The sequence below is a fragment of the Citrobacter sp. S-77 genome (assembly GCF_963864895.1).
In the GTDB taxonomy this organism is placed as follows: Bacteria; Pseudomonadota; Gammaproteobacteria; order Enterobacterales; family Enterobacteriaceae; genus Citrobacter; species Citrobacter murliniae.
This window is the reverse complement of sequence record NZ_CAWLWU010000002.1, coordinates 1,164,517-1,185,461: the sequence shown is the minus strand read 5'-3', so window position 1 is coordinate 1,185,461 and position 20,945 is coordinate 1,164,517. Positions and strand designations below refer to the sequence as shown.

General features: G+C 52.1%; 20 protein-coding genes. 18 read left to right on the top strand and 2 right to left on the bottom strand.

From position 1 onward, the window contains the following. Positions 1 to 75 precede the first annotated feature (75 nt). The 5 genes from AACS05_RS06145 to AACS05_RS06125 are packed head-to-tail and all read left to right on the top strand — an operon-like array spanning position 76 to position 5,683. The gene (locus tag AACS05_RS06145) at positions 76 to 639 is read left to right on the top strand and encodes a fimbrial protein (RefSeq protein ID WP_144243056.1); all 564 of its coding nucleotides are present in this window, start codon (positions 76 to 78) and stop codon (positions 637 to 639) included. Positions 640 to 683: 44 nt separating this feature from the next. After that, the gene (locus tag AACS05_RS06140; RefSeq protein WP_045441045.1) at positions 684 to 1,364 is read left to right on the top strand and encodes a fimbrial biogenesis chaperone; all 681 of its coding nucleotides are present in this window, start codon (positions 684 to 686) and stop codon (positions 1,362 to 1,364) included. Positions 1,365 to 1,401: 37 nt separating this feature from the next. After that, positions 1,402 to 3,975: a fimbria/pilus outer membrane usher protein gene (locus tag AACS05_RS06135; RefSeq protein WP_081918185.1), complete on the top strand. Its 2,574-nt coding sequence runs from the start codon at positions 1,402 to 1,404 to the stop codon at positions 3,973 to 3,975. After that, on the top strand, positions 3,975 to 5,054 hold the full coding sequence (locus tag AACS05_RS06130) for a hypothetical protein (RefSeq protein WP_045441044.1): 1,080 nt from the start codon (positions 3,975 to 3,977) through the stop codon (positions 5,052 to 5,054). The genes AACS05_RS06135 and AACS05_RS06130 overlap by 1 nt, the downstream gene beginning before the upstream one ends. 17 nt (positions 5,055 to 5,071) lie before the next feature. Continuing rightward, positions 5,072 to 5,683, top strand: a complete 612-nt coding sequence (locus AACS05_RS06125; RefSeq protein ID WP_045441043.1) for a fimbrial protein — start codon at positions 5,072 to 5,074, stop codon at positions 5,681 to 5,683. A 68-nt stretch (positions 5,684 to 5,751) separates the two neighbouring features. Here the strand turns inward: AACS05_RS06125 and AACS05_RS06120 are convergent, their stop codons facing one another. Beyond that, complete coding sequence (locus AACS05_RS06120; RefSeq protein WP_045441042.1) at positions 5,752 to 6,234, bottom strand: zinc ribbon-containing protein; 483 nt, start codon at positions 6,232 to 6,234, stop codon at positions 5,752 to 5,754. Between the two features lie 235 nt (positions 6,235 to 6,469). Between AACS05_RS06120 and leuS the strand changes: the two genes are divergently transcribed. The 4 genes from leuS to nadD are packed head-to-tail and all read left to right on the top strand — an operon-like array spanning position 6,470 to position 11,334. After that, the gene (gene leuS / locus AACS05_RS06115) at positions 6,470 to 9,052 is read left to right on the top strand and encodes a leucine--tRNA ligase (RefSeq protein WP_144243054.1); all 2,583 of its coding nucleotides are present in this window, start codon (positions 6,470 to 6,472) and stop codon (positions 9,050 to 9,052) included. 14 nt (positions 9,053 to 9,066) lie between these two features. Further along, positions 9,067 to 9,660, top strand: coding sequence for an LPS assembly lipoprotein LptE (lptE, locus tag AACS05_RS06110; protein ID WP_045441040.1), 594 nt, complete (start codon positions 9,067 to 9,069; stop codon positions 9,658 to 9,660). Next, entirely contained in the window at positions 9,660 to 10,691 is a 1,032-nt protein-coding gene (holA, locus tag AACS05_RS06105; protein WP_045441039.1) for a DNA polymerase III subunit delta, read from the top strand. The genes lptE and holA overlap by 1 nt, the downstream gene beginning before the upstream one ends. A gap of 1 nt (position 10,692) precedes the next feature. Beyond that, positions 10,693 to 11,334 carry a nicotinate-nucleotide adenylyltransferase gene (gene nadD / locus AACS05_RS06100; protein WP_144243053.1) on the top strand — a complete coding sequence of 214 codons (642 nt, stop codon included), beginning with the start codon at positions 10,693 to 10,695 and terminating at the stop codon, positions 11,332 to 11,334. Here the strand turns inward: nadD and cobD are convergent. Beyond that, the gene (gene cobD / locus AACS05_RS06095; protein WP_045449491.1) at positions 11,309 to 12,403 is read right to left on the bottom strand and encodes a threonine-phosphate decarboxylase CobD; all 1,095 of its coding nucleotides are present in this window, start codon (positions 12,401 to 12,403) and stop codon (positions 11,309 to 11,311) included. The genes nadD and cobD overlap by 26 nt on opposite strands. Before the next feature lie 96 nt (positions 12,404 to 12,499). Here cobD and AACS05_RS06090 point away from each other — a divergent pair, with 96 nt between their 5' ends. The 9 genes from AACS05_RS06090 (at position 12,500) to lipB (ending at position 20,896) form a co-directional block, all read left to right on the top strand. Then, positions 12,500 to 13,111, top strand: a complete 612-nt coding sequence (locus tag AACS05_RS06090) for an adenosylcobalamin/alpha-ribazole phosphatase (protein ID WP_045441038.1) — start codon at positions 12,500 to 12,502, stop codon at positions 13,109 to 13,111. A gap of 254 nt (positions 13,112 to 13,365) precedes the next feature. Then, positions 13,366 to 13,683, top strand: a complete 318-nt coding sequence (gene rsfS, locus AACS05_RS06085; RefSeq protein ID WP_045441037.1) for a ribosome silencing factor — start codon at positions 13,366 to 13,368, stop codon at positions 13,681 to 13,683. Positions 13,684 to 13,686: 3 nt separating this feature from the next. Beyond that, positions 13,687 to 14,154 (top strand): 23S rRNA (pseudouridine(1915)-N(3))-methyltransferase RlmH, encoded by a 468-nt coding sequence (gene rlmH, locus AACS05_RS06080; RefSeq protein WP_003022725.1) that lies wholly within the window; start codon positions 13,687 to 13,689, stop codon positions 14,152 to 14,154. A gap of 30 nt (positions 14,155 to 14,184) precedes the next feature. Beyond that, a complete protein-coding gene (gene mrdA / locus AACS05_RS06075) occupies positions 14,185 to 16,086 on the top strand; it encodes a peptidoglycan DD-transpeptidase MrdA (protein WP_045441036.1) in 1,902 nt (633 codons plus the stop codon). A 2-nt stretch (positions 16,087 to 16,088) separates the two neighbouring features. Continuing rightward, entirely contained in the window at positions 16,089 to 17,201 is a 1,113-nt protein-coding gene (mrdB, locus tag AACS05_RS06070; protein ID WP_045441035.1) for a peptidoglycan glycosyltransferase MrdB, read from the top strand. A gap of 10 nt (positions 17,202 to 17,211) precedes the next feature. Next, entirely contained in the window at positions 17,212 to 18,306 is a 1,095-nt protein-coding gene (gene rlpA / locus AACS05_RS06065) for an endolytic peptidoglycan transglycosylase RlpA (protein ID WP_045441034.1), read from the top strand. A gap of 142 nt (positions 18,307 to 18,448) precedes the next feature. Then, positions 18,449 to 19,660, top strand: coding sequence for a D-alanyl-D-alanine carboxypeptidase DacA (dacA, locus tag AACS05_RS06060; RefSeq protein ID WP_045441033.1), 1,212 nt, complete (start codon positions 18,449 to 18,451; stop codon positions 19,658 to 19,660). 106 nt (positions 19,661 to 19,766) lie between these two features. Continuing rightward, positions 19,767 to 20,030, top strand: a complete 264-nt coding sequence (ybeD, locus tag AACS05_RS06055) for a DUF493 family protein YbeD (protein ID WP_003022706.1) — start codon at positions 19,767 to 19,769, stop codon at positions 20,028 to 20,030. 224 nt (positions 20,031 to 20,254) lie between these two features. After that, a complete protein-coding gene (lipB, locus tag AACS05_RS06050; RefSeq protein WP_045441032.1) occupies positions 20,255 to 20,896 on the top strand; it encodes a lipoyl(octanoyl) transferase LipB in 642 nt (213 codons plus the stop codon). Positions 20,897 to 20,945: the final 49 nt, after the last annotated feature.

Here is a 20,945-nt window from a genome sequence, read left to right as displayed (position 1 = left end):
CAATATATCCCCTCCTTGAGGGGATATATCCGCAACATTGTGTTTTCACACGCCTGTTTGAGGGAGATATCCAGGATGATACAAACCAGGAAAATTGTTCTCGCGACGATTATTCCCCTAATGCTGATAGGTAATTCACCAGCATGGGCTGAAGAAGTAGTAGATTCTATCAAGTTGGATGTATACGCCAGGTTGGTAGCATCAGCTTGCAAGATCATATTAGAGGGCGGGCCGGTGATTGATCTTGCCTCCGTCAGCAAGAAAGATGTCAATGAAGTGAGCTTAGGCGCGCCTGTCCCTGAAGGTCGCGAGACGATTAATGCATCCATCAGCCAGTGTGGGCAAAACGGTCAGTACACATTGACGTTTAGCGGAATGCCGGTCAGTAATTACCCAAATGCAATAGCCAGCAGCGGCGAAGCCGAGGGCGTAGCGCACTACCTGAAATATGTTGACTCCACCGGGGCTTTTTATCCGGACGGCACATTTCTTGGCGATGGTGAGCCATCGTCACTGCACTATATAGATACCACCAAAGACGTTAAGTTTCAGCTTGAGGCCGGATATATGCGCATTGGTGACACAGTTACCAGCGGGAAAACGGCCACTACCGTTACCGTTGAAATCAAGCAAAATTAACGAGCTTTGGTGTAATTATATTTTGGTTTTCGAGGAAATAAGCAATGAAGGGAATTCAAAAAATCATTATCGGTATGCTATTAGGCGCATTCACCTTATCCAGTGCCTATGCCAACGTGTCGTTAATGGGAACGCGGGTCATTTATAACGGCGCGAAAAAAGAGGCATCCATTAACCTGGAAAACCCTGACAGTTCTCCTTATTTAGTACAGTCATGGGTTGAGATGCCGGATGGTAATAAAGCGCAGAAAGCGCCATTTATCATTACACCGCCGTTGTTCCGCCTTGACCCTAAGCAAAAGAATGTACTGCGCATTATTCTCACCACCCCACTGCCAGAAAATAAAGAATCTTTATTCTGGCTGAATGTTAAAGGCATACCCAGCGAGTCAAAAGCGGACAACAGCATTCAGATCGCGATAAATACGGTAATTAAATTAATTTACCGTCCAAAGTCATTAGATAACTTCATTCCGGCTAACCAAAAAAATAAACTCACCTGGCAACGCAGCGGAAATCAGATTCAGGTGAACAATGCTTCCGCCTACTATTTTAACTTCAGCAAAATAACCGTCGCTGGCAAAAAGGTGGAACACGTCACCTATGTGGCCCCAGGCGAAAGTGCCCGTTTTGATTTACCGAAAGGCGTAACCGGGGGAGATGTATCGTTCGCAATAATAAATGACCAGGGTGGTGTTGGCGAAGATTTCCATACACATATTTGACTGATGGATTAGTTATCCTTATTGATGGATGGTTGACATGAAAATAATAACCACATCTGCGCCGCTTCATAAAACCCAGCTGGCGCTGGGAATTATGCTGGCCTGTGGATTAAGCTGTACACCTATTTACGCGGCTGAAAACAACACGGATACGAAAAAGGCGATGTCCACGCCTTCGCGTTTCAACTCGGCATTTTTTAAGCACTCCGGCTCCGGCGAGATGCCGGTAGATCTCTCGGTATTTGAAAAAGGCGGTCAGCCTCCTGGCAACTATCGCGTTGATATTTTGGTCAACAAGCGTCGGGTTGATACCCAGAATATAAACTTCTCCGTTGATAATGACGGCCAGCTAACCCCTTGCCTCAGCGTCGCGCAGCTAAAAAAATACGGCGTCAATGTTTCCGCCTACCCTGCGCTGACGCAGAAAGGCAATGACTGCGCGAATCTGCTGGCGATTGAAAGCCTCTCCACCCTCTTTGATTTTAATAAACAGCAATTACAGATAAGCGTTCCGCAGGCAGCGCTGGCCAACGACATCCGGGGATATATTCCACCGGAAGACTGGGATGAAGGTATCAACGCGCTAATCCTCAACTATGACTTCACCGGCGATGAAACCCGCCAGCGACACGGCGGCGACATATCTGATAGCCGGTACGCCAACCTGCGGCCGGGGATGAATATCGGTGCCTGGCGTATCCGCAACTACTCGACGTGGAACCATAATGACGACGGCAGCGAGGAATGGGATTCTGCGTACACGTATGCCCAGCGCAATATTCCGGCCTGGGGTAGCCAACTGACCCTTGGCGAGAGCATGACCAATTCCGATGTGTTTACCAGTGTGCCGTTTACCGGTGCGCAAATCGAAAGCGACGATAGCATGCGGCCCGACTCGCAGCGTGGCTACGCACCGGTAGTACAGGGGATTGCCCGTACTAACGCGCAGATTATCGTCCGGCAAAACAATTACGTTATTTATCAGAATTATGTCTCTGCGGGTGCATTCTCCATCAAGGACTTGTACTCAACGGGCGGCTCCGGGGATTTATACGTTACGGTAAAAGAGCAGGATGGCTCAGAACAGAACTTTGTCGTGCCGTACGCATCGTTGGCCAACCTGCAGCGTGAAGGCACGCTGGATTATGCAATAACCACCGGGCGCTATCGCCCGGATGATTCAGGGGTGAATGAAACGTCGTTTACCCAGGCCTCGGCGAGCTACGGCCTGCCCTGGGGGCTAACCCTGTACGGCGGTGGGCAGTTCGCCAGCCATTACCAGTCGCTGGCCATTGGACTGGGTAAAAATATGGGGGGCTGGGGGGCGCTGTCTGTGGATGTCACGCAATCCTGGGGTACGCCAGAAGAACCGATTGATGAAGAGGTAAAAGAGAGCGGGCAATCATCACGCATTCGCTACAGCAAATCTATCCAGGAAACGGGCACAACCCTCACCATGGCAGGATACCGCTACAACAGTGACGGTTACTATGAGATGGCGGACATCCTCGATACCTGGGGTAACAGCGGCCCTATCCTTCCTGACCGGCGTCGTAACCGGGGTGAAATCAGCCTGAGCCAACCGTTTGGCGGTAACTTTGGTTCAATATCCGGCTCGCTGGTACGCGAGGATTACTGGAACACCGGGCAACAGATGAACTCCTGGCGGGTAAGCTGGAACAACCACTGGCGCGCGGTGAGCTACAGCCTGGGCTACAGCTACAACAAGAACACCCAATCCTATGACCGGCGCGAACGCTACAGCAAAGATGAAGTCTTCTCGCTGAGTATCTCCGTACCGCTGGAAAAACTGCTGCCGAAGTCATGGGCGACCTACAGCATGAACTCAACCAAGGGTGGCGACACGGTTCACTCTGCCACACTTAGCGGCTATGCCCTGGAAGGCGACGCGCTGAACTGGAGTGTGCAACAAGGTTACGTCGACGTTGACGACGACGATAACACCTATAACGGCAGCCTGCGCGCAACCTACAACGGGACCTACGGTACGGTTCAGGGCGGCTACAGTTACGATGATTATAGCAAAAGGACCGACTACGGTATGTCGGGGTCGGTGATCGCTCACGCCAACGGGGTAACGCTGGCACAGGAGATGGGTGAAACCAACGCGCTGGTGAAAATTGCAGGAGCGTCCGGTGTGCGGGTAGCGAATAACGACGGGGTTCGTACCGACTTCCGGGGGTATACGGTGGTGAACACCATGACGCCATACCGTGAAAACGAAGTGAATCTGGATACCGAAACGCTGCCGGAAGATATCGATCTGACAGAAACCAGCCAGACGCTGGTGCCAACGCGAGGCGCGTTGGTGCGGGCAGAATACAAGGCAAATGTCGGTGAAAGAGCGCTGGTTACCTTGCTGCGCAGCAACGGCAGCGTAGTGCCGTTTGGTGCGATGGTGACACAGGAAAGCGGCGCCGGGCAAAGCGCGATTGTCGGTAATGATGGCGAGGTGTACCTCGCAGGGCTGATTGATAACACCACGCTGCTGGCGAAGTGGGGCAATAATCAATCCTGTCGCATGGTGTACCACAGTGCGGCGACACCGCCGGTCACCGGGGTAACGATAGCCAAAGGAGAATGTAAATAATGAAAGGGAAGCTGGTTTTACTCATGGTGGGCGCGCTGGCAGTAGGATGCTCCCAGAGCGCGTTGGCGAACTGTCAGGTTGTGAGTCCGAATCCAACTGAAGGCTTATATTATGGGGGGGTGTGGCTGAGGTATACAAAGTACGACGATCCGAACCCGATGATAGTCTCATATAAAGTGGGTGACAGCTTTGCCGGTAGTGTCAAGTGTAATAAAGATGGCGGGTGGATAGAGCTGGAGATGGTGTCCCCCAACGCCCCTGCGGGGGTGTACGATGCGCAGCAAACGTCGATTTCCGGCATCGGGGTGAAGCTTACGGCGGATATTGCAATGAATAACTTTTCCGGCATGGAAGAGAAAGTGGTGTTAACCAACGGGTCATTTACCTCCAGGCGTTGGGAGATTCCTGCCTCAGAGGACACCCTACCTCGGTACTTCACTGTTGCCAAATACCCGAAGTATGAGTTTTGGGCTATTGGCCCAAAGGACCCAAAAGGCGGGGTTTTTAGCGAGCAACCCATACTTAAAGTGCGCGCTGGGGGAGAGGAGGGTTCCCTTTCTGAATCGGTTCTCTTTGGTATTAGCAGCGGCTCCCGTGCTGTTGCAACATGCAATGTACCATCGACATCGGAGCTTAGCTTTACTATGCGAACCGTCATGGCCAACCATTTGGCAGAGGACCCAGGCGAACACGATGGTCTTGGAAGGCTTAACTCAACGAAGGTACGTCAAGTGATAGGACCTTTTAGGTGCGACAGCGATCTGAATGTGCAATTCACAATCAGTGATACGGGCAATCTTCATCCGGGGACGGATAACGTTCTGGATTCAGTAAAAGGTGACGGTTACACAGAGGGGCTCGGCGCCACATTCCGGTACAAAATTAATGAGGATGGAGAAACGAGCGAAGAGAACAAAGTCGATGTGATATTCGGCCAACCGATGTATTTGCGGAATGGCGATATCGGCTCTGTCTCACCGAAGCTTTCGTTTTATCTCTTCGCCTACTACTACCGATTTGGCGACATAAAACCCGGCCAGTTTCAATCCACTGCGGTATTGAACATTAAAATTCAGTAATGCGCGAGGGACACGCTATGAACAATTATTTATTCAAATACTCTGGCGCTGCGCTTCTTCTGTGGGTCAGTTGTCTGCCCCTGGCGGCTGGGGAGCCTATGGGTGGGGAGTATATGCAAAAGGGGTTGGGTGTCGATATTCCCATCAGCGTCACTGGGGTGATTAATGCCTCCTGTGACATTAAGGGCAATGTAGAAATTATGGATCTCGATATGGGCGAGGTGGCAATACAGCCAACCTTTAATTGGGTCTCATTTAACAACAGCACGCTCACCATAACCGGGGACTGTGTGAAAAACGGTCCGGATGGCAACGGGGCTATTATCAGTTTTGAAGGCGAAACGGTTGACGGCGATAATGGCACTGTTTTCGCCAATGAGCTGGATGATGCGTATGGTGAGAATCCGGCGAAAGGCGTCGGGGTACAAATGAAGGTGATGGGCACGGGAGGGGATATTAGTGACGGTGCGATTCGCAATTTCGCTGCTTACACGCTACCGGCCGCGAGCGGAAGCGATGATTCTATCGTGTTAACCTTTGCCGGGAAATTAACCTATCTGACCGACCAGTCGGCGGCGGTACCGGGAAATGTCAAAGCCAGTATTTACATGACGCTGATTGTTCCCTGAACCCGGTTAGCGTCTCCTCGTATAAAACATCTGGCCCGGAGAGTATCCGGGCCATTTTTTACGCCGCATTACGGCTCAAATGGCCGCCGCTGGAATTGGTCATGCCCGCACTTAGGGCAGCGCGGCAGCACGTCCGGCGTGTACACCGCCAGATGATAATGACATTTTTCGCACACCAGATTGCCCAGCCCCACCACTTCACCGCTGTGATACACGCCGTGATGGCTCAGATCCTGGAATACCTCACGCCACTCCAGCTGCGTTTTATCGGTAATATCCGCCAGCTCCTGCCAGATGCTCTCTTTAATCACTCGCATAAAGACGCTGTCAGTCTCCTCGTCGAGACTCTCTTCATAACTCAGCGCAAACTCTTCCAGATCGCGCCTGACGGCCCGCGTCAGCTCATCGATTTCGGTTCGCGTTAACTCCCCGGTCTGCATAACGCGCTGGCGCGCCTGGTCTACCAGCGCATCAATGTCGCGTTCGCCATTGCGCAGACGTTCGCTAAGTGACGCCACCAGTTCACGGTAATATTGAGCAACCTTGTTCATCGCTTCGCCTCCTGGGTCGTTAACTGTCTATAATAATAGACGTTATTTACGAAACGCTTTGCAAGACTGTCCACAGAGTATGTAAATTCGTGCAAGATTTATCCTTGCGAGAATTCAATGCTGAATGCGCGAAAGGCTGTTTTGACGCGGGCGTTTGGGCTATGCTATGCGGATCTGAAACACCACATCTAAAGCTACGTTTGTAGCTGTATTGAAAACAGGACCACTGGCTGCCATGCAAGAGCAATACCGCCCGGAAGAGATAGAATCCAAAGTACAGCTTCACTGGGATGAGAAGCGCACATTTGAAGTTACCGAAGACGAGAGCAAAGAGAAGTATTACTGCCTGTCTATGCTTCCCTATCCTTCTGGTCGACTACACATGGGCCACGTACGTAACTACACCATCGGTGACGTGATTGCCCGTTACCAGCGTATGCTGGGCAAAAACGTCCTGCAGCCCATTGGTTGGGATGCGTTCGGCCTGCCAGCTGAAGGCGCGGCGGTTAAAAACAACACTGCCCCGGCACCATGGACGTACGACAACATCGCCTACATGAAAAACCAGCTCAAAATGCTGGGCTTCGGTTATGACTGGAGCCGCGAGCTGGCGACCTGCACCCCGGAATATTACCGCTGGGAACAGAAGTTTTTCACCGAGCTGTATAAAAAAGGCCTGGTGTACAAGAAAACCTCTGCGGTCAACTGGTGCCCGAACGACCAGACCGTACTGGCGAACGAGCAGGTTATCGACGGTTGCTGCTGGCGCTGCGATACCAAAGTTGAGCGTAAAGAGATCCCACAGTGGTTTATCAAAATCACCGCTTACGCTGACGAACTGTTGCGCGACCTGGATAACCTGGATCACTGGCCTGACACCGTGAAAACGATGCAGCGTAACTGGATCGGTCGTTCTGAAGGCGTGGAAATCACCTTCGATGTCACCGGTTATGACAACACGCTCACCGTTTACACCACCCGCCCGGACACCTTTATGGGTGCCACTTATCTGGCGGTTGCAGCGGGTCACCCGCTGGCGCAGAAAGCGGCGGCAAACAATCCGGAACTGGCTGCTTTCATCGACGAATGCCGCAACACCAAGGTTGCCGAAGCCGAAATGGCAACCATGGAGAAGAAAGGCGTCAACACTGGCTTTAAAGCGATTCACCCGCTGACTGGCGAAGAGATCCCGGTATGGGCGGCGAACTTCGTGCTGATGGAATACGGCACGGGTGCTGTAATGGCCGTTCCTGGCCACGATCAGCGCGACTACGAATTTGCCACCAAATACGGTCTGAACATTAAGCCGGTCATTCTGGCTGCTGACGGTTCAGAACCGGATCTGTCCGAACAAGCTCTGACTGAAAAAGGCGTGCTGTTCAACTCAGGTAAATTTGACGGTCTGTCCTTTGAAGACGCGTTCAACGCCATTGCCGACGAACTGGTCGCTAAAGGCGTTGGTGAGCGCAAAGTCAACTACCGTCTGCGCGACTGGGGTGTTTCCCGTCAGCGTTACTGGGGCGCGCCGATCCCGATGGTTACTCTGGAAGATGGCACCGTACTGCCAACCCCGGAAGATCAACTGCCGGTTATTCTGCCGGAAGACGTGGTCATGGACGGTATCACCAGCCCGATCAAAGCCGATCCTGAGTGGGCGAAAACCACCGTTAACGGTATGCCTGCGCTGCGTGAAACTGACACCTTCGACACCTTTATGGAATCTTCATGGTACTACGCGCGCTATACCTGCCCGCAGTATCAGGAAGGCATGCTGGACTCTAAAGCCGCGAACTACTGGCTGCCGGTTGACATCTACATTGGCGGTATTGAACACGCCATCATGCACCTGCTCTACTTCCGCTTCTTCCACAAACTGATGCGTGACGCGGGCATGGTGAACTCTGACGAACCAGCGAAACAGTTGCTGTGTCAGGGCATGGTGCTGGCAGATGCCTTCTACTACGTTGGTGCAAACGGCGAACGTAACTGGGTTTCTCCGGTTGACGCGATCGTTGAGCGCGACGAAAAAGGCCGTATCGTTAAGGCGAAGGACGCGGAAGGTCATGACCTGGTGTATACCGGCATGAGCAAAATGTCCAAGTCTAAAAACAACGGTATCGACCCGCAGGTGATGGTTGAGCGTTACGGCGCGGACACCGTACGTCTGTTTATGATGTTTGCCTCTCCGGCTGATATGACCCTGGAATGGCAGGAATCTGGCGTTGAAGGGGCAAACCGCTTCCTGAAACGTGTCTGGAAACTGGTTTATGAGCACACCTCCAGGGGTGATGTTGCCAGCCTGAACGTTGAAAGCCTGAGCGAAGATCAGAAAGCTCTGCGCCGTGACGTTCACAAAACTATTGCTAAAGTTACCGATGATATCGGCCGTCGTCAGACCTTTAACACCGCGATTGCGGCAATTATGGAACTGATGAACAAGCTGGCGAAAGCACCGACCGAAGACGAACAGGACCGCGCCCTGATGCAGGAAGCGTTGCTGGCCGTTGTACGTATGCTGAACCCGTTCACCCCTCACGTTTGCTTCACCTTGTGGCAGGCGCTGAAAGGCGAAGGCGATATCGACAACGCGCCATGGCCTGTTGCTGACGAAAGCGCAATGGTCGAAGACTCTACGCTGGTTGTTGTCCAGGTTAACGGTAAAGTACGTGGCAAAATCACCGTTCCGGTAAACGCCACTGAAGAGCAGGTTCGTGAACGTGCTGGCCAGGAACACCTGGTGGCAAAATATCTTGATGGCGTTACCGTACGTAAAGTGATTTATGTACCAGGTAAACTCCTCAATCTGGTCGTTGGCTAAGCGCGGGAGGAAGCGTGCGACATCTGACAACATTGTTGTTATCCCTGGTGGTGCTGGTCACCGCCGGGTGTGGCTGGCATCTGCGTAGTACCACGCAGGTGCCCCCCACGATGAAAACTATGATTCTGAACTCAGGCGATCCGAACGGCCCCTTAAGCCGTGCGGTACGTAATCAGCTGCGTCTTAACGGCGTGGAGTTGCTTGAAGACGGTTCAATGCGTAAAGATGTCACGTCCTTACGTCTTGGTGCGGTCAGCATCTCTCAGGATACGGCGTCTGTGTTCCAGAACGGTCAAACGGCTGAATACCAGATGGTGATGTCCGTCAATGCCTCGGTATTGATTCCTGGACATGATATTTATCCGATCAGCGCTAAAGTCTATCGTTCGTTCTTTGACAACCCACAAGCGGCACTGGCGAAGGATAACGAGCAGGATATGATCATCAAAGAGATGTATGACAAAGCAGCCGAACAGTTGATTCGTAAGCTGCCAAGCGTACATATCGCCGATGCTCAGTCATCCAGTGATGATGTACAGCCTGCGGTGACGAAAACAGCAGCGCCAGCATCTTCTCCGGCGCGTGTTTCCACCACGCTGGGTAACTGATGCTCAAGTTGTACCCTGAACAACTCCGCGCACAGCTCAAAGAAGGGCTGCGCGCGGCGTATTTACTACTGGGCAACGATCCCCTCCTGTTACAGGAAAGCCAGGACGCGATTCGTCTGGCTGCCGCTACGCAAGGGTTCGAAGAACACCACGCTTTCACCATCGACACCAGCACCGACTGGGGCGCTATTTTTTCACTGTGCCAGGCAATGAGCCTGTTTGCCAGCCGTCAGACCTTGCTCCTGCAGTTGCCCGAAAATGGTCCAAATGCAGCGATTAACGAACAGCTTGCCACGCTCGTCACCCTGCTCCATGACGATCTGCTGCTGATTGTTCGCGGCAATAAGCTGACCAAAGCGCAGGAAAATGCCGCATGGTATAGCGGACTGGCAAGCAATGCGGTCCAGATCAGTTGCCAGACACCAGAGCAGGCACAGCTTCCGCGCTGGGTTGCTGCAAGGGCGAAGCAAAATAACCTGCAACTGGATGACGCCGCCAACCAGCTATTGTGCTATTGCTATGAAGGCAATCTGTTAGCGCTGGCACAGGCGCTGGATCGATTATCATTACTCTGGCCCGATGGCAAACTCACGCTTCCGCGCGTGGAGCAAGCCGTTAACGATGCCGCACACTTTACCCCCTTCCACTGGGTGGATGCGCTGCTGATGGGCAAAAGCAAACGCGCGTTGCACATTTTGCAGCAGTTGCGCCTTGAAGGTAGTGAACCGGTCATTCTGCTGCGAACTCTGCAGCGTGAACTATTGCTGCTGGTAAATCTTAAACGCCAGTCTACCCATACGCCGTTACGCACGTTGTTTGATAAACATCGGGTGTGGCAAAATCGTCGTGGCATGATGGGAGATGCGCTAAATCGGCTGTCTCCTGAGCAGCTACGTCAGGCAGTGACGCTGCTAACACGTACGGAAATAACGCTTAAACAAGACTACGGTCAGTCAGTATGGGCTGAGCTTGAGGGACTTTCCCTTTTGCTGTGCCATAAACCACTGGCCGATGTATTTATTGATGGTTGATATGAAATCATTGCAGGCTCTGTTCGGTGGCACCTTTGATCCGGTGCATTATGGTCATCTTAAACCCGTTGAAATTCTGGCTAATCTGATTGGCCTTTCCCGGGTCATCATCATGCCTAATAATGTGCCGCCCCATCGTGCACAACCTGAGGCCTCCAGTGCACAGCGTAAGCATATGGTTGAACTGGCAATCGCCGATAAACCATTGTTTATCCTGGATGAACGTGAATTGAAACGTGATACCGCCTCCTATACCGCACAGACGCTAAAAGAGTGGCGCGCGGAGCAAGGTCCGGAGGTTCCGCTGGCCTTTATTATTGGTCAGGACTCGCTGCTCACCTTCCCTTCCTGGCACGACTCCGACACCATCCTGGAGAATACCCACCTCATCGTATGTCGACGTCCGGGGTATCCGCTGGAAATGGTTCAGGAACGGCATCAACAATGGCTGGAACGTCATCTGACCCACACGCCAGATGACTTACACAACCTTCCCTCAGGAAAGATTTATCTGGCAGAAACGCCGTGGTTCAATATTTCCGCCACGCTTATTCGCGAGCGTATCGAAAAGGGCGAGCCATGCGACGACTTATTGCCCGGTTCCGTTCTGGACTATATCAATCAGCAAGGGCTGTACCGTTAAGCGTGAGGCTTAATGCCGCCAGCAGACGGTTATTCTCCTCCTCACCACGAACAGCTACCCGGTAATAACGCGCATCCAGCCCCGGGTAGTTAGCGCAACTGCGGATCAAAATATGCTGCTCGAGTAGCGATCTTTGCAGATCAATACCAGCCCGATCGCAACGCAACAGGCGATAATTTGCCAGACCAGGATAAACCGTTAAACCGGGCTGATTTTTCAACTGCTGATCAAAACGCTTCCCTTCTTGCTCCAGCCATTTCCATGTTGCCTGTTGATAGGCGCTATCCCGCAGGATCATCTCTCCCGCCAGGGCGGCAAATGCATTGATTGACCAGGGCATTTGCCGACTGCGCATGTGCGCGACGGCCTGCTCATTGCTGTTGATCAGATACCCCAAACGCAGTCCAGGGATCGCATAAAACTTGGTTAGTGAGCGCAGTACCCAAATATGTGGATTCGCTTGCAACAGCGGGATGAATCCCTGCTCACCGGCAATAAAATCAATAAACGCTTCATCAAGGATCAGGGCAATTCCGAGGGTTTCACAACGTTTTGCGATCTCTTGTAGCAGGTGGTTATCGGGCAACAGCCCGGTAGGGTTGTTGGGCGTACAGAGAAAAAGGCAGTCCAGTTGCGGCGTTAACGCATCAAGAATGGCATCAGTAAGCTGCCAGCCGTCTTCTTCACACAACGCAAATTCATGTATTGCGCATTCACCCCATTGCAGCGCCCGGCGGTATTCAGCAAATCCAGGGATAACGATCATCGCATGGCGCGGCTTCAGGCTATTAACCAGCGTAAAGATTGACTCTGTTTCACCGTTTCCGGCGAGGATCCACGAGGACGGAATGTGGTGATGCTCCGCCAGTGCAGCGTGCAGATGGGCGTATTCGACATCCGGGTAACGTTCAGCGCAATCCAAATTGTCGATCAGCGCGCGTTTTAAACTTGCTGGCATACCCAGCGGATTAATATTCGCGCTAAAATCCAGCAATTGCTCAGGCGGGATGCCCAACAATGCTGCGGCTTCTCGTGTGTTCCCGCCATGCGCGCTCTTCAATAAAGACATCGTGCCGCTCCACTTAAAAAAGAGTATTTTATTGAAAAATCTCTGCGCAATCAGGGCAAACATCATATTTTGTGCGAATAGCCTCACGAGGAAACAATGAGACTTTGGTTAGTACGCCACGGAGAAACCGAAGCCAATGTGGCCGGGTTATACAGCGGCCATGCGCCTACGTCGTTGACTGAGCGGGGAATTGCTCAGGCCAAAACGTTATCGACGCTGTTACGCAACGTTCCTGTTGAACACGTGCTGTGCAGTGAACTTGAGCGAGCTCGCCATACGACACAGTTGATCCTGGCGGATCGCGACGTTCCGCTACGTATTATGCCTGAGCTAAACGAGATGTTCTTTGGCGACTGGGAAATGCGTCATCATCGCGACCTTGCGCGTGAGGACGCAGAGAATTACGCCATATGGTGTAACGACTGGCAAAATGCAACGCCGACCAATGGCGAAGGATTTCAGGCGTTTTCACAACGCGTTGAACGGTTTATTGCACAACTGGCTGATTATAAAGAAAGCGAGAACCTGCTTGTGGTCAGCCATCAGGGTGTTTTGAGCGTGTTGATCGCCCGTCTTCTGTCAATGCCTGCGGCGTCAATGTGGCATTTTCGCGTCGAACAAGGTTGCTGGAGCGCGATTGATTTCTGTGACAATTTTGCCGTGCTGAAAGTCCTGAATAGCCGGGCAGTTTGGCACGAAGGTGAGTGAAAGCTCTGTTTTTTCTGCTCAGGAGCCTTTCGCCCATTGACACCCCATGACAGGCTGCTATTCTCCGCAGCCTGACTTTTCCCGCCCTTCAGAGCTTTGCAGAAATTGTTTTACAAAAATGGCGATGCATTCTGTTGCGTGGGGTGGGATGATAGCGCACTTCAAAAGCGCTTTCGGAGACATTTGTCCCGATATCGCCTCTGGTTCAGGTATACTAACAGACGTTTTTAACTCTTTTCACCCAGGGGGAACACTTGCAGGGTAAAGCACTCCAGGATTTTGTAATCGACAAAATTGATGACCTGAAAGGTCAAGACATCATCGCCTTAGACGTTCAGGGCAAATCCAGTATCACTGACTGCATGATTATCTGCACTGGCACGTCCAGCCGCCATGTCATGTCTATCGCTGACCACGTTGTTCAGGAATCCCGCGCAGCTGGCCTGTTGCCGCTTGGCGTAGAAGGCGAGAACGTAGCTGACTGGATCGTTGTTGACCTCGGCGATGTGATTGTCCACGTTATGCAGGAAGAGAGCCGTCGCCTGTACGAACTGGAAAAACTCTGGAGTTAATGCGTGAAGCTGCAACTTGTCGCTGTGGGTACAAAAATGCCTGACTGGGTGCAAACCGGGTTTACGGAGTATCTCCGCCGGTTTCCAAAAGACATGCCCTTTGAGCTTATCGAAATCCCGGCAGGAAAACGCGGCAAGAACGCGGATATAAAACGCATTCTCGACAAAGAGGGTGAACAGATGCTGGCTGCCGCAGGCAAAAATCGCATCGTCACCCTCGATATTCCCGGAAAACCCTGGGATACGCCACAGCTGGCAACCGAGCTGGAACGCTGGAAACTGGATGGTCGTGATGTCAGTCTCCTGATTGGCGGACCGGAAGGACTGTCCCCAGCCTGTAAAGCCGCAGCGGAACAAAGCTGGTCACTCTCTGCATTAACCCTTCCTCACCCGCTTGTTCGGGTACTGGTAGCAGAGAGTCTGTACAGGGCGTGGAGCATTACCACCAACCATCCATATCACCGTGAGTGATCATTGAGTCTTGAGTAGATTAAGCAGCGGATGAAACTACAGAATTCTTTTCGCGACTATACGGCTGAGTCCGCGCTGTTTGTGCGTCGGGCGCTGGTTGCTTTTTTGGGGATTTTGCTGCTCACTGGTGTGCTGATCGCCAACCTTTATAATCTGCAAATCGTTCGTTTCACTGATTATCAGACCCGCTCAAACGAAAACCGTATCAAACTGGTGCCTATCGCGCCCAGCCGCGGCATCATTTATGACCGCAACGGCATTCCCCTCGCCCTAAACCGCACCATCTATCAAATAGAAATGATGCCGGAGAAGGTCGATAACGTTCAGCAAACGCTGGACGCACTACGGAGCGTGGTTGATCTGAATGACGACGATATTGCCGCCTTTAAGAAAGAGCGTTCACGTTCCCATCGCTTCACTTCAATCCCTGTGAAAACAAACCTGACGGAAGTGCAGGTGGCGCGATTCGCCGTTAATCAGTACCGTTTTCCTGGCGTCGAAGTAAAAGGTTACAAACGCCGTTACTATCCCTACGGCTCAGCGCTGACTCACGTTATTGGCTACGTATCAAAGATCAACGATAAAGACGTTGAACGCCTGGATAAAGACGGCAAGCTGGCCAACTATGCTGCCACCCACGATATTGGCAAACTGGGTATCGAGCGCTATTACGAAGATGTACTTCACGGCCAGACCGGTTATGAAGAAGTTGAAGTAAACAACCGTGGTCGCGTCATTCGCCAGTTAAAAGAGGTCGCACCGCAGGCCGGGCATGATATTTATCTCACGCTTGATTTGAAGCTTCAGCAGTATATCGAAACGCTGCTGGCGGGTAGCCGCGCCGCCGTTGTCGTAACAGACCCGCGCACCGGTGGTGTACTGGCGCTGGTTTCAATGCCCAGCTACGATCCTAACCTGTTTGTAGATGGTATCTCCAGTAAAGATTATTCAGGGTTACTTAACGATCCCAATACCCCGTTGGTTAACCGCGCGACGCAAGGTGTTTACCCCCCTGCTTCAACGGTTAAACCTTACGTGGCGGTTTCCGCGTTAAGCGCGGGCGTGATTACCCGTAATACCGGCCTGTTCGATCCAGGCTGGTGGCAGTTGCCCGGCTCTGAAAAACGCTACCGTGACTGGAAAAAGTGGGGCCATGGTCATCTGAATATCACCCGCTCTCTGGAAGAGTCGGCAGATACGTTTTTCTATCAAATCGCCTATGATATGGGGATAGATCGACTTTCGGAGTGGATGAGTAAATTTGGCTACGGCCATTACACTGGCATCGATCTCGCCGAAGAGCGCGCAGGTAACATGCCTACCCGCGAATGGAAGCAAAAACGGTTTAAAAAGCCGTGGTACCAGGGTGATACAATTCCGGTCGGTATCGGTCAGGGCTACTGGACAGCAACCCCTATCCAGATGAGTAAGGCGCTGATGATCCTTATCAATGACGGCATGGTCAAAGTCCCACATCTGCTGATGAGCACAGCGGAAAACGGCAAGCAAGTGCCGTGGGTACAGCCGCATGAACCTCCCGTCGGTGACATTCACTCCGGTTACTGGGAAATCGCCAAAGACGGTATGTATGGCGTAGCGAACCGCCCCAACGGTACCGCACACAAATATTTTGCTGGCGCACCGTACAAAATTGCCGCGAAATCCGGTACTGCGCAGGTCTTTGGTCTGAAAGCCAACGAAACCTATAATGCGCATAAAATCGCCGAACGTTTACGCGACCATAAGCTGATGACGGCATTCGCGCCCTACGATAAACCTGAGGTCGCCGTCGCGATGATCCTCGAAAACGGTGGCGCCGGTCCGGCTGTAGGTACACTCATGCGCCAGATCCTTGACCACATTATGTTGGGCGACAACAACACCAATCTGCCTGCGGAAAACCCAGCGGTTGCAGCAGCTGAGGACCAATAATCGTGACGGATAATCCGAACAAAAAGACATTCTGGGATAAAATTCATATCGATCCCACTATGTTACTCATTTTGCTGGCGCTGCTGGTTTACAGCTCGCTGGTTATCTGGAGCGCCAGCGGCCAGGATATTGGCATGATGGAGCGCAAGGTAGGCCAGATCGCGATGGGTCTGGTGATCATGGTGGTAATGGCGCAAATCCCCCCCAGGGTTTATGAAGGCTGGGCGCCCTATCTCTATATCATCTGTATCATCCTGCTGGTCGCGGTGGATGCATTCGGCGCGATTTCCAAAGGCGCGCAGCGTTGGCTCGATTTGGGCATCGTGCGTTTTCAACCCTCTGAAATTGCCAAGATTGCCGTTCCACTGATGGTGGCTCGCTTTATTAACCGTGATGTTTGTCCGCCATCGCTGAAGAATACCGCCATTGCGCTGGTATTGATTTTCATGCCTACCCTGCTGGTTGCCGCGCAACCTGACCTGGGAACCTCTATCCTGGTTGCCCTTTCCGGTTTGTTCGTTCTGTTCCTGTCAGGCTTAAGCTGGCGTTTAATCGGCGTCGCCGTTGTACTGGTCGCAGCGTTTATCCCGATACTCTGGTTCTTCCTGATGCATGATTACCAGCGCCAGCGTGTAATGATGCTTCTCGATCCAGAAACCGATCCGCTGGGTGCGGGTTATCACATTATTCAGTCTAAAATTGCTATTGGTTCCGGCGGTCTGCGCGGTAAAGGCTGGCTACACGGAACGCAGTCACAGCTGGAGTTTTTACCCGAGCGTCATACGGACTTTATCTTTGCCGTTTTAGCCGAAGAGCTTGGCCTGGTCGGGATATTAATACTGCTGACGCTGTACATTCTGCTGATTATGCGCGGATTATGGATCGCTGCCCGAGCGCAAACGACCTTTGGTCGCGTCATGGCTGGCGGTTTAATGTTGATATTATTCGTTTATGTCTTCGTAAATATTGGTATGGTGAGCGGTATTCTGCCCGTTGTAGGGGTTCCACTCCCACTGGTCAGTTACGGAGGCTCTGCACTGATAGTGCTGATGGCCGGGTTCGGGATTGTCATGTCGATCCACACCCATAGAAAAATGTTGTCGAAAAGCGTGTAAGGGGTACGCAATGCGTAAGCAGTGGCTTGGAATCTGCATCGCAGCAGGAATGCTCGCGGCATGTTCGAATGATGATGGTCAGCAACAGGTTGCTGTCGCGCCGCAGCCTGCGGTGTGTAATGGTCCGATTGTTGAAATCAGCGGGGCCGATCCGCGCTTTGAACCCCTGAACCCGACGGCGAATCAGGATTATCAGCGTGACGGTAAGAGTTACAAGATAGTCCAGGATCCCTCTCGCTTCAGTCAGGCCGGTCTGGCTGCTATTTACGATGCGGAACCTGGTAGCAATTTAACCGCTTCAGGGGAAGCGTTCGATCCGATGCAGTTGACTGCGGCGCATCCGACACTACCGATCCCAAGCTATGCCCGGGTAACTAACCTGGCCAATGGCAGGATGATCGTGGTGCGCATTAACGATCGCGGCCCTTATGGTAACGATCGCATCATCTCTCTTTCGCGTGCATCCGCCGATCGCCTGAACACCTCGAACAACACCAAAGTGCGCGTAGATCCTATTATCGTCGCGCCGGATGGTTCTTTGTCAGGACCCGGCATGGCCTGTACGACTGTTGCGAAACAAACATACGCCCTGCCCTCACGTCCGGATTTGAGCGGTGGTGGCGGTATGCCTTCCGCGCCGGATGCAGGTCAGCCGCAAACGGATATCCGCCCTATCAGTAATTCAACGCTGAAAAGCGATGACCCAACCGGCGCGCCGGTTAATAGCGGTGGTTTCCTCGGTGCACCAACGACGCTCGCCGCTGGTGTGCTGGAAGGCAGCGAACCAACGCCTGCTCCACAGCCCACTGTCGCTACGCCAGTCACCTCAACCGCTCCGGTATCCGCTCCCGCTGCCGCCGTCACTCCTGCGGCAACAGCCAACGGGCGTTATGTGGTTCAGGTTGGTGCCGTCAGTGAGCAGAGCCGCGCGCAGCAGTATCAGAAACGTTTAAGCCAGCAGTTTGGCGTTCCGGGCCGTGTGGTACAAAACGGTGCCGTTTGGCGTATTCAGATGGGGCCGTTCGCCAGCAAAGCTGAAGCCTCTACGTTGCAGCAACGTCTTCAATCCGAAGCACAATTACAGTCCTTCATCACCGGCGTGTAGTAACGTAAACCAGGTATCCGAGTTGTCAATTTCTGTAAATGACATTAACAAAGTCACGCGGAAAGTCGGATGCCTGTAAGTTACGCATTTGCTATAGTAGGGCACTTTTTTTAATTTCATCACGGACGTCGTAGTTCAGACCATGAAGACCACTTTTTCCGCTCGTTTCGTGCAGCGCATGGCGCTCACCGCGGCTCTCTGCGCAGCCTCTCTCTCTGCTGCCCATGCCGATGACCTGAATATCAAAACCATGATCCCGGGCGTTCCGCAGATCGATGCGGAGTCGTATATCCTGATCGATTACAATTCAGGCAAAGTTCTGGCAGAACAAAATGCTGACACACGCCGCGATCCCGCCAGCCTGACCAAAATGATGACCAGCTACGTCATCGGCCAGGCAATGAAAGCAGGCAAGTTCAAAGAAACCGATCTGGTCACCGTCGGCAATGACGCGTGGGCTACAGGAAACCCGGTATTTAAAGGTTCATCCCTGATGTTCCTCAAGCCGGGTATGCAGGTTCCCGTTTCACAGCTGATCCGTGGGATTAACCTGCAATCAGGTAACGATGCCTGTGTAGCAATGGCCGATTTCTCTGCCGGTAGCCAGGATGCTTTCGTCGGTCTGATGAACAGCTATGTGAATGCGCTGGGGCTGAAAAACACCCACTTCCAGACCGTTCATGGCCTGGATGCTGAAGGTCAGTACAGCTCTGCACGCGATATGGCGTTGATTGGTCAGGCACTGATCCGCGACGTGCCTAATGAATACTCTATCTATAAAGAAAAAGAGTTCACTTTTAACGGCATCCGTCAGCTAAACCGTAACGGTCTGCTGTGGGATAACAGCCTGAATGTTGACGGGATTAAAACCGGTCACACCGATAAGGCTGGTTATAACCTCGTGGCATCGGCAACCGAAGGTCAGATGCGTCTGATCTCCGCAGTCATGGGTGGTCGCACCTATAAAGGTCGTGAAACCGAAAGCAAAAAACTGCTGACCTGGGGCTTCCGTTTCTTTGAAACCGTAAATCCACTGAAAGTCGGTAAAGAGTTCGCTTCTGAACCAGCCTGGTTTGGTAATACCGATCGTGCATCGTTAGGCGTTGATAAAGATGTCTACCTGACTATTCCGCGCGGCCGTATGAAAGACCTGAAAGCGAGCTATGTTCTGAATACAACTGAACTGCATGCTCCGCTGCAGAAAAACCAGGTTGTCGGCACTATTAACTTCCAGCTGGATGGGAAAACCATTGAACAACGTCCACTGGTTGTACTGCAGGAAATCCCGGAAGGTAACTTCTTTGGTAAAATCATTGATTACATTAAATTAATGTTCCATCACTGGTTTGGCTAAAAATTGAACACTTGAAAGTGTGATTTACGTCCCCATATACTAGGTATCCAGATAACTCCCACTCAGCGTGGGAGTTATTATTTTTTGATGTAACGCCGGAGCTGACATGAAAACCAAACTTAACGAACTGCTTGAATTCCCTACTCCATTTACTTACAAAGTAATGGGGCAGGCGTTGCCTGAGCTGGTTGATCAGGTGGTTGAAGTGGTACAGCGCCATGCGCCAGGTGATTACTCCCCAACGGTAAAACCGAGCAGCAAAGGCAACTACCACTCGGTCTCTATTACGATCACTGCTACGCACATTGAGCAGGTTGAAACACTGTACGAAGAATTAGGCAATATCGACATCGTTCGTATGGTGCTGTAAAAGCCTGTCGGTTACCCGGAGCACTCCGCTCGGGTAACCTCTCTCCCCCGCCCCTGTGATATACTTTTCCCCTCTTTTACATTCTCTACTCTGAATTTCGAGTTGCAGTAAGACGGTAAGACAGCGAATCCCCGGGAGCTTATTCAAGTAAGTGACTGGTGTGAGTTAGCGCCAACACCCTACCTGCCACTTGAAAGACGACGAGTATCTACGGAGATGCCGTTTTGTATCAGGATAAAATTCTTGTCCGCCAGCTTGGTCTTCAGCCTTACGAGCCAGTCTCTCTGGCCATGCACGAATTCACCGATACCCGCGATGAAAACAGCCATGACGAAATCTGGCTGGTAGAGCATTATCCTGTCTTTACTCAGGGTCAGGCAGGTAAAGCAGAGCACGTACTGATGCCGGGGGATATTCCGGTTATCCAGAGCGACCGTGGCGGTCAGGTGACATACCACGGACCAGGCCAGCAGGTTATGTATGTTCTGTTGAACCTGAAGCGACGTAAGCTGGGTGTACGCGAACTGGTCACGCTGCTGGAAAACACTGTTGTTAACACCCTTGCTGAAATGGGCATCGACGCTCACCCGCGAGCCGACGCGCCAGGCGTTTATGTTGGTGAAAAGAAAATCTGCTCGTTAGGGTTACGTATCCGTAAAGGATGTTCATTTCACGGTTTAGCGTTAAATGTGGATATGGATTTGTCACCTTTCCAGCGCATCAATCCTTGCGGCTATGCCGGGATGGAGATGGCGAAGGTATCGCAGTGGGATAGTAATGCAACAACAGAGAGCGTCCGCCCTCGCTTGTTAGCAAACATCTTAGCGCTGCTGGGCAACCCGCCTCATGAATATATATCGGACTAAACGTGCGCATTGAAGGACCTGGATATGACAGGTCATACGATCAAAGTGA

Excerpts from the sequence above, each read along its gene's own strand:
- AACS05_RS06145 (WP_144243056.1), top strand. The coding sequence starts at position 76 with ATGATACAAACCAGGAAAATTGTTCTCGCGACGATTATTCCCCTAATG.
- AACS05_RS06140 (WP_045441045.1), top strand. The coding sequence starts at position 684 with ATGAAGGGAATTCAAAAAATCATTATCGGTATGCTATTAGGCGCATTC.
- AACS05_RS06135 (WP_081918185.1), top strand. The coding sequence starts at position 1,402 with ATGAAAATAATAACCACATCTGCGCCGCTTCATAAAACCCAGCTGGCG.
- AACS05_RS06130 (WP_045441044.1), top strand. The coding sequence starts at position 3,975 with ATGAAAGGGAAGCTGGTTTTACTCATGGTGGGCGCGCTGGCAGTAGGA.
- AACS05_RS06125 (WP_045441043.1), top strand. The coding sequence starts at position 5,072 with ATGAACAATTATTTATTCAAATACTCTGGCGCTGCGCTTCTTCTGTGG.
- AACS05_RS06120 (WP_045441042.1), bottom strand. The coding sequence starts at position 6,234 with ATGAACAAGGTTGCTCAATATTACCGTGAACTGGTGGCGTCACTTAGC.
- leuS (WP_144243054.1), top strand. The coding sequence starts at position 6,470 with ATGCAAGAGCAATACCGCCCGGAAGAGATAGAATCCAAAGTACAGCTT.
- holA (WP_045441039.1), top strand. The coding sequence starts at position 9,660 with ATGCTCAAGTTGTACCCTGAACAACTCCGCGCACAGCTCAAAGAAGGG.
- nadD (WP_144243053.1), top strand. The coding sequence starts at position 10,693 with ATGAAATCATTGCAGGCTCTGTTCGGTGGCACCTTTGATCCGGTGCAT.
- cobD (WP_045449491.1), bottom strand. The coding sequence starts at position 12,403 with ATGTCTTTATTGAAGAGCGCGCATGGCGGGAACACACGAGAAGCCGCA.
- AACS05_RS06090 (WP_045441038.1), top strand. The coding sequence starts at position 12,500 with ATGAGACTTTGGTTAGTACGCCACGGAGAAACCGAAGCCAATGTGGCC.
- mrdA (WP_045441036.1), top strand. The coding sequence starts at position 14,185 with ATGAAACTACAGAATTCTTTTCGCGACTATACGGCTGAGTCCGCGCTG.
- rlpA (WP_045441034.1), top strand. The coding sequence starts at position 17,212 with ATGCGTAAGCAGTGGCTTGGAATCTGCATCGCAGCAGGAATGCTCGCG.
- dacA (WP_045441033.1), top strand. The coding sequence starts at position 18,449 with ATGAAGACCACTTTTTCCGCTCGTTTCGTGCAGCGCATGGCGCTCACC.
- ybeD (WP_003022706.1), top strand. The coding sequence starts at position 19,767 with ATGAAAACCAAACTTAACGAACTGCTTGAATTCCCTACTCCATTTACT.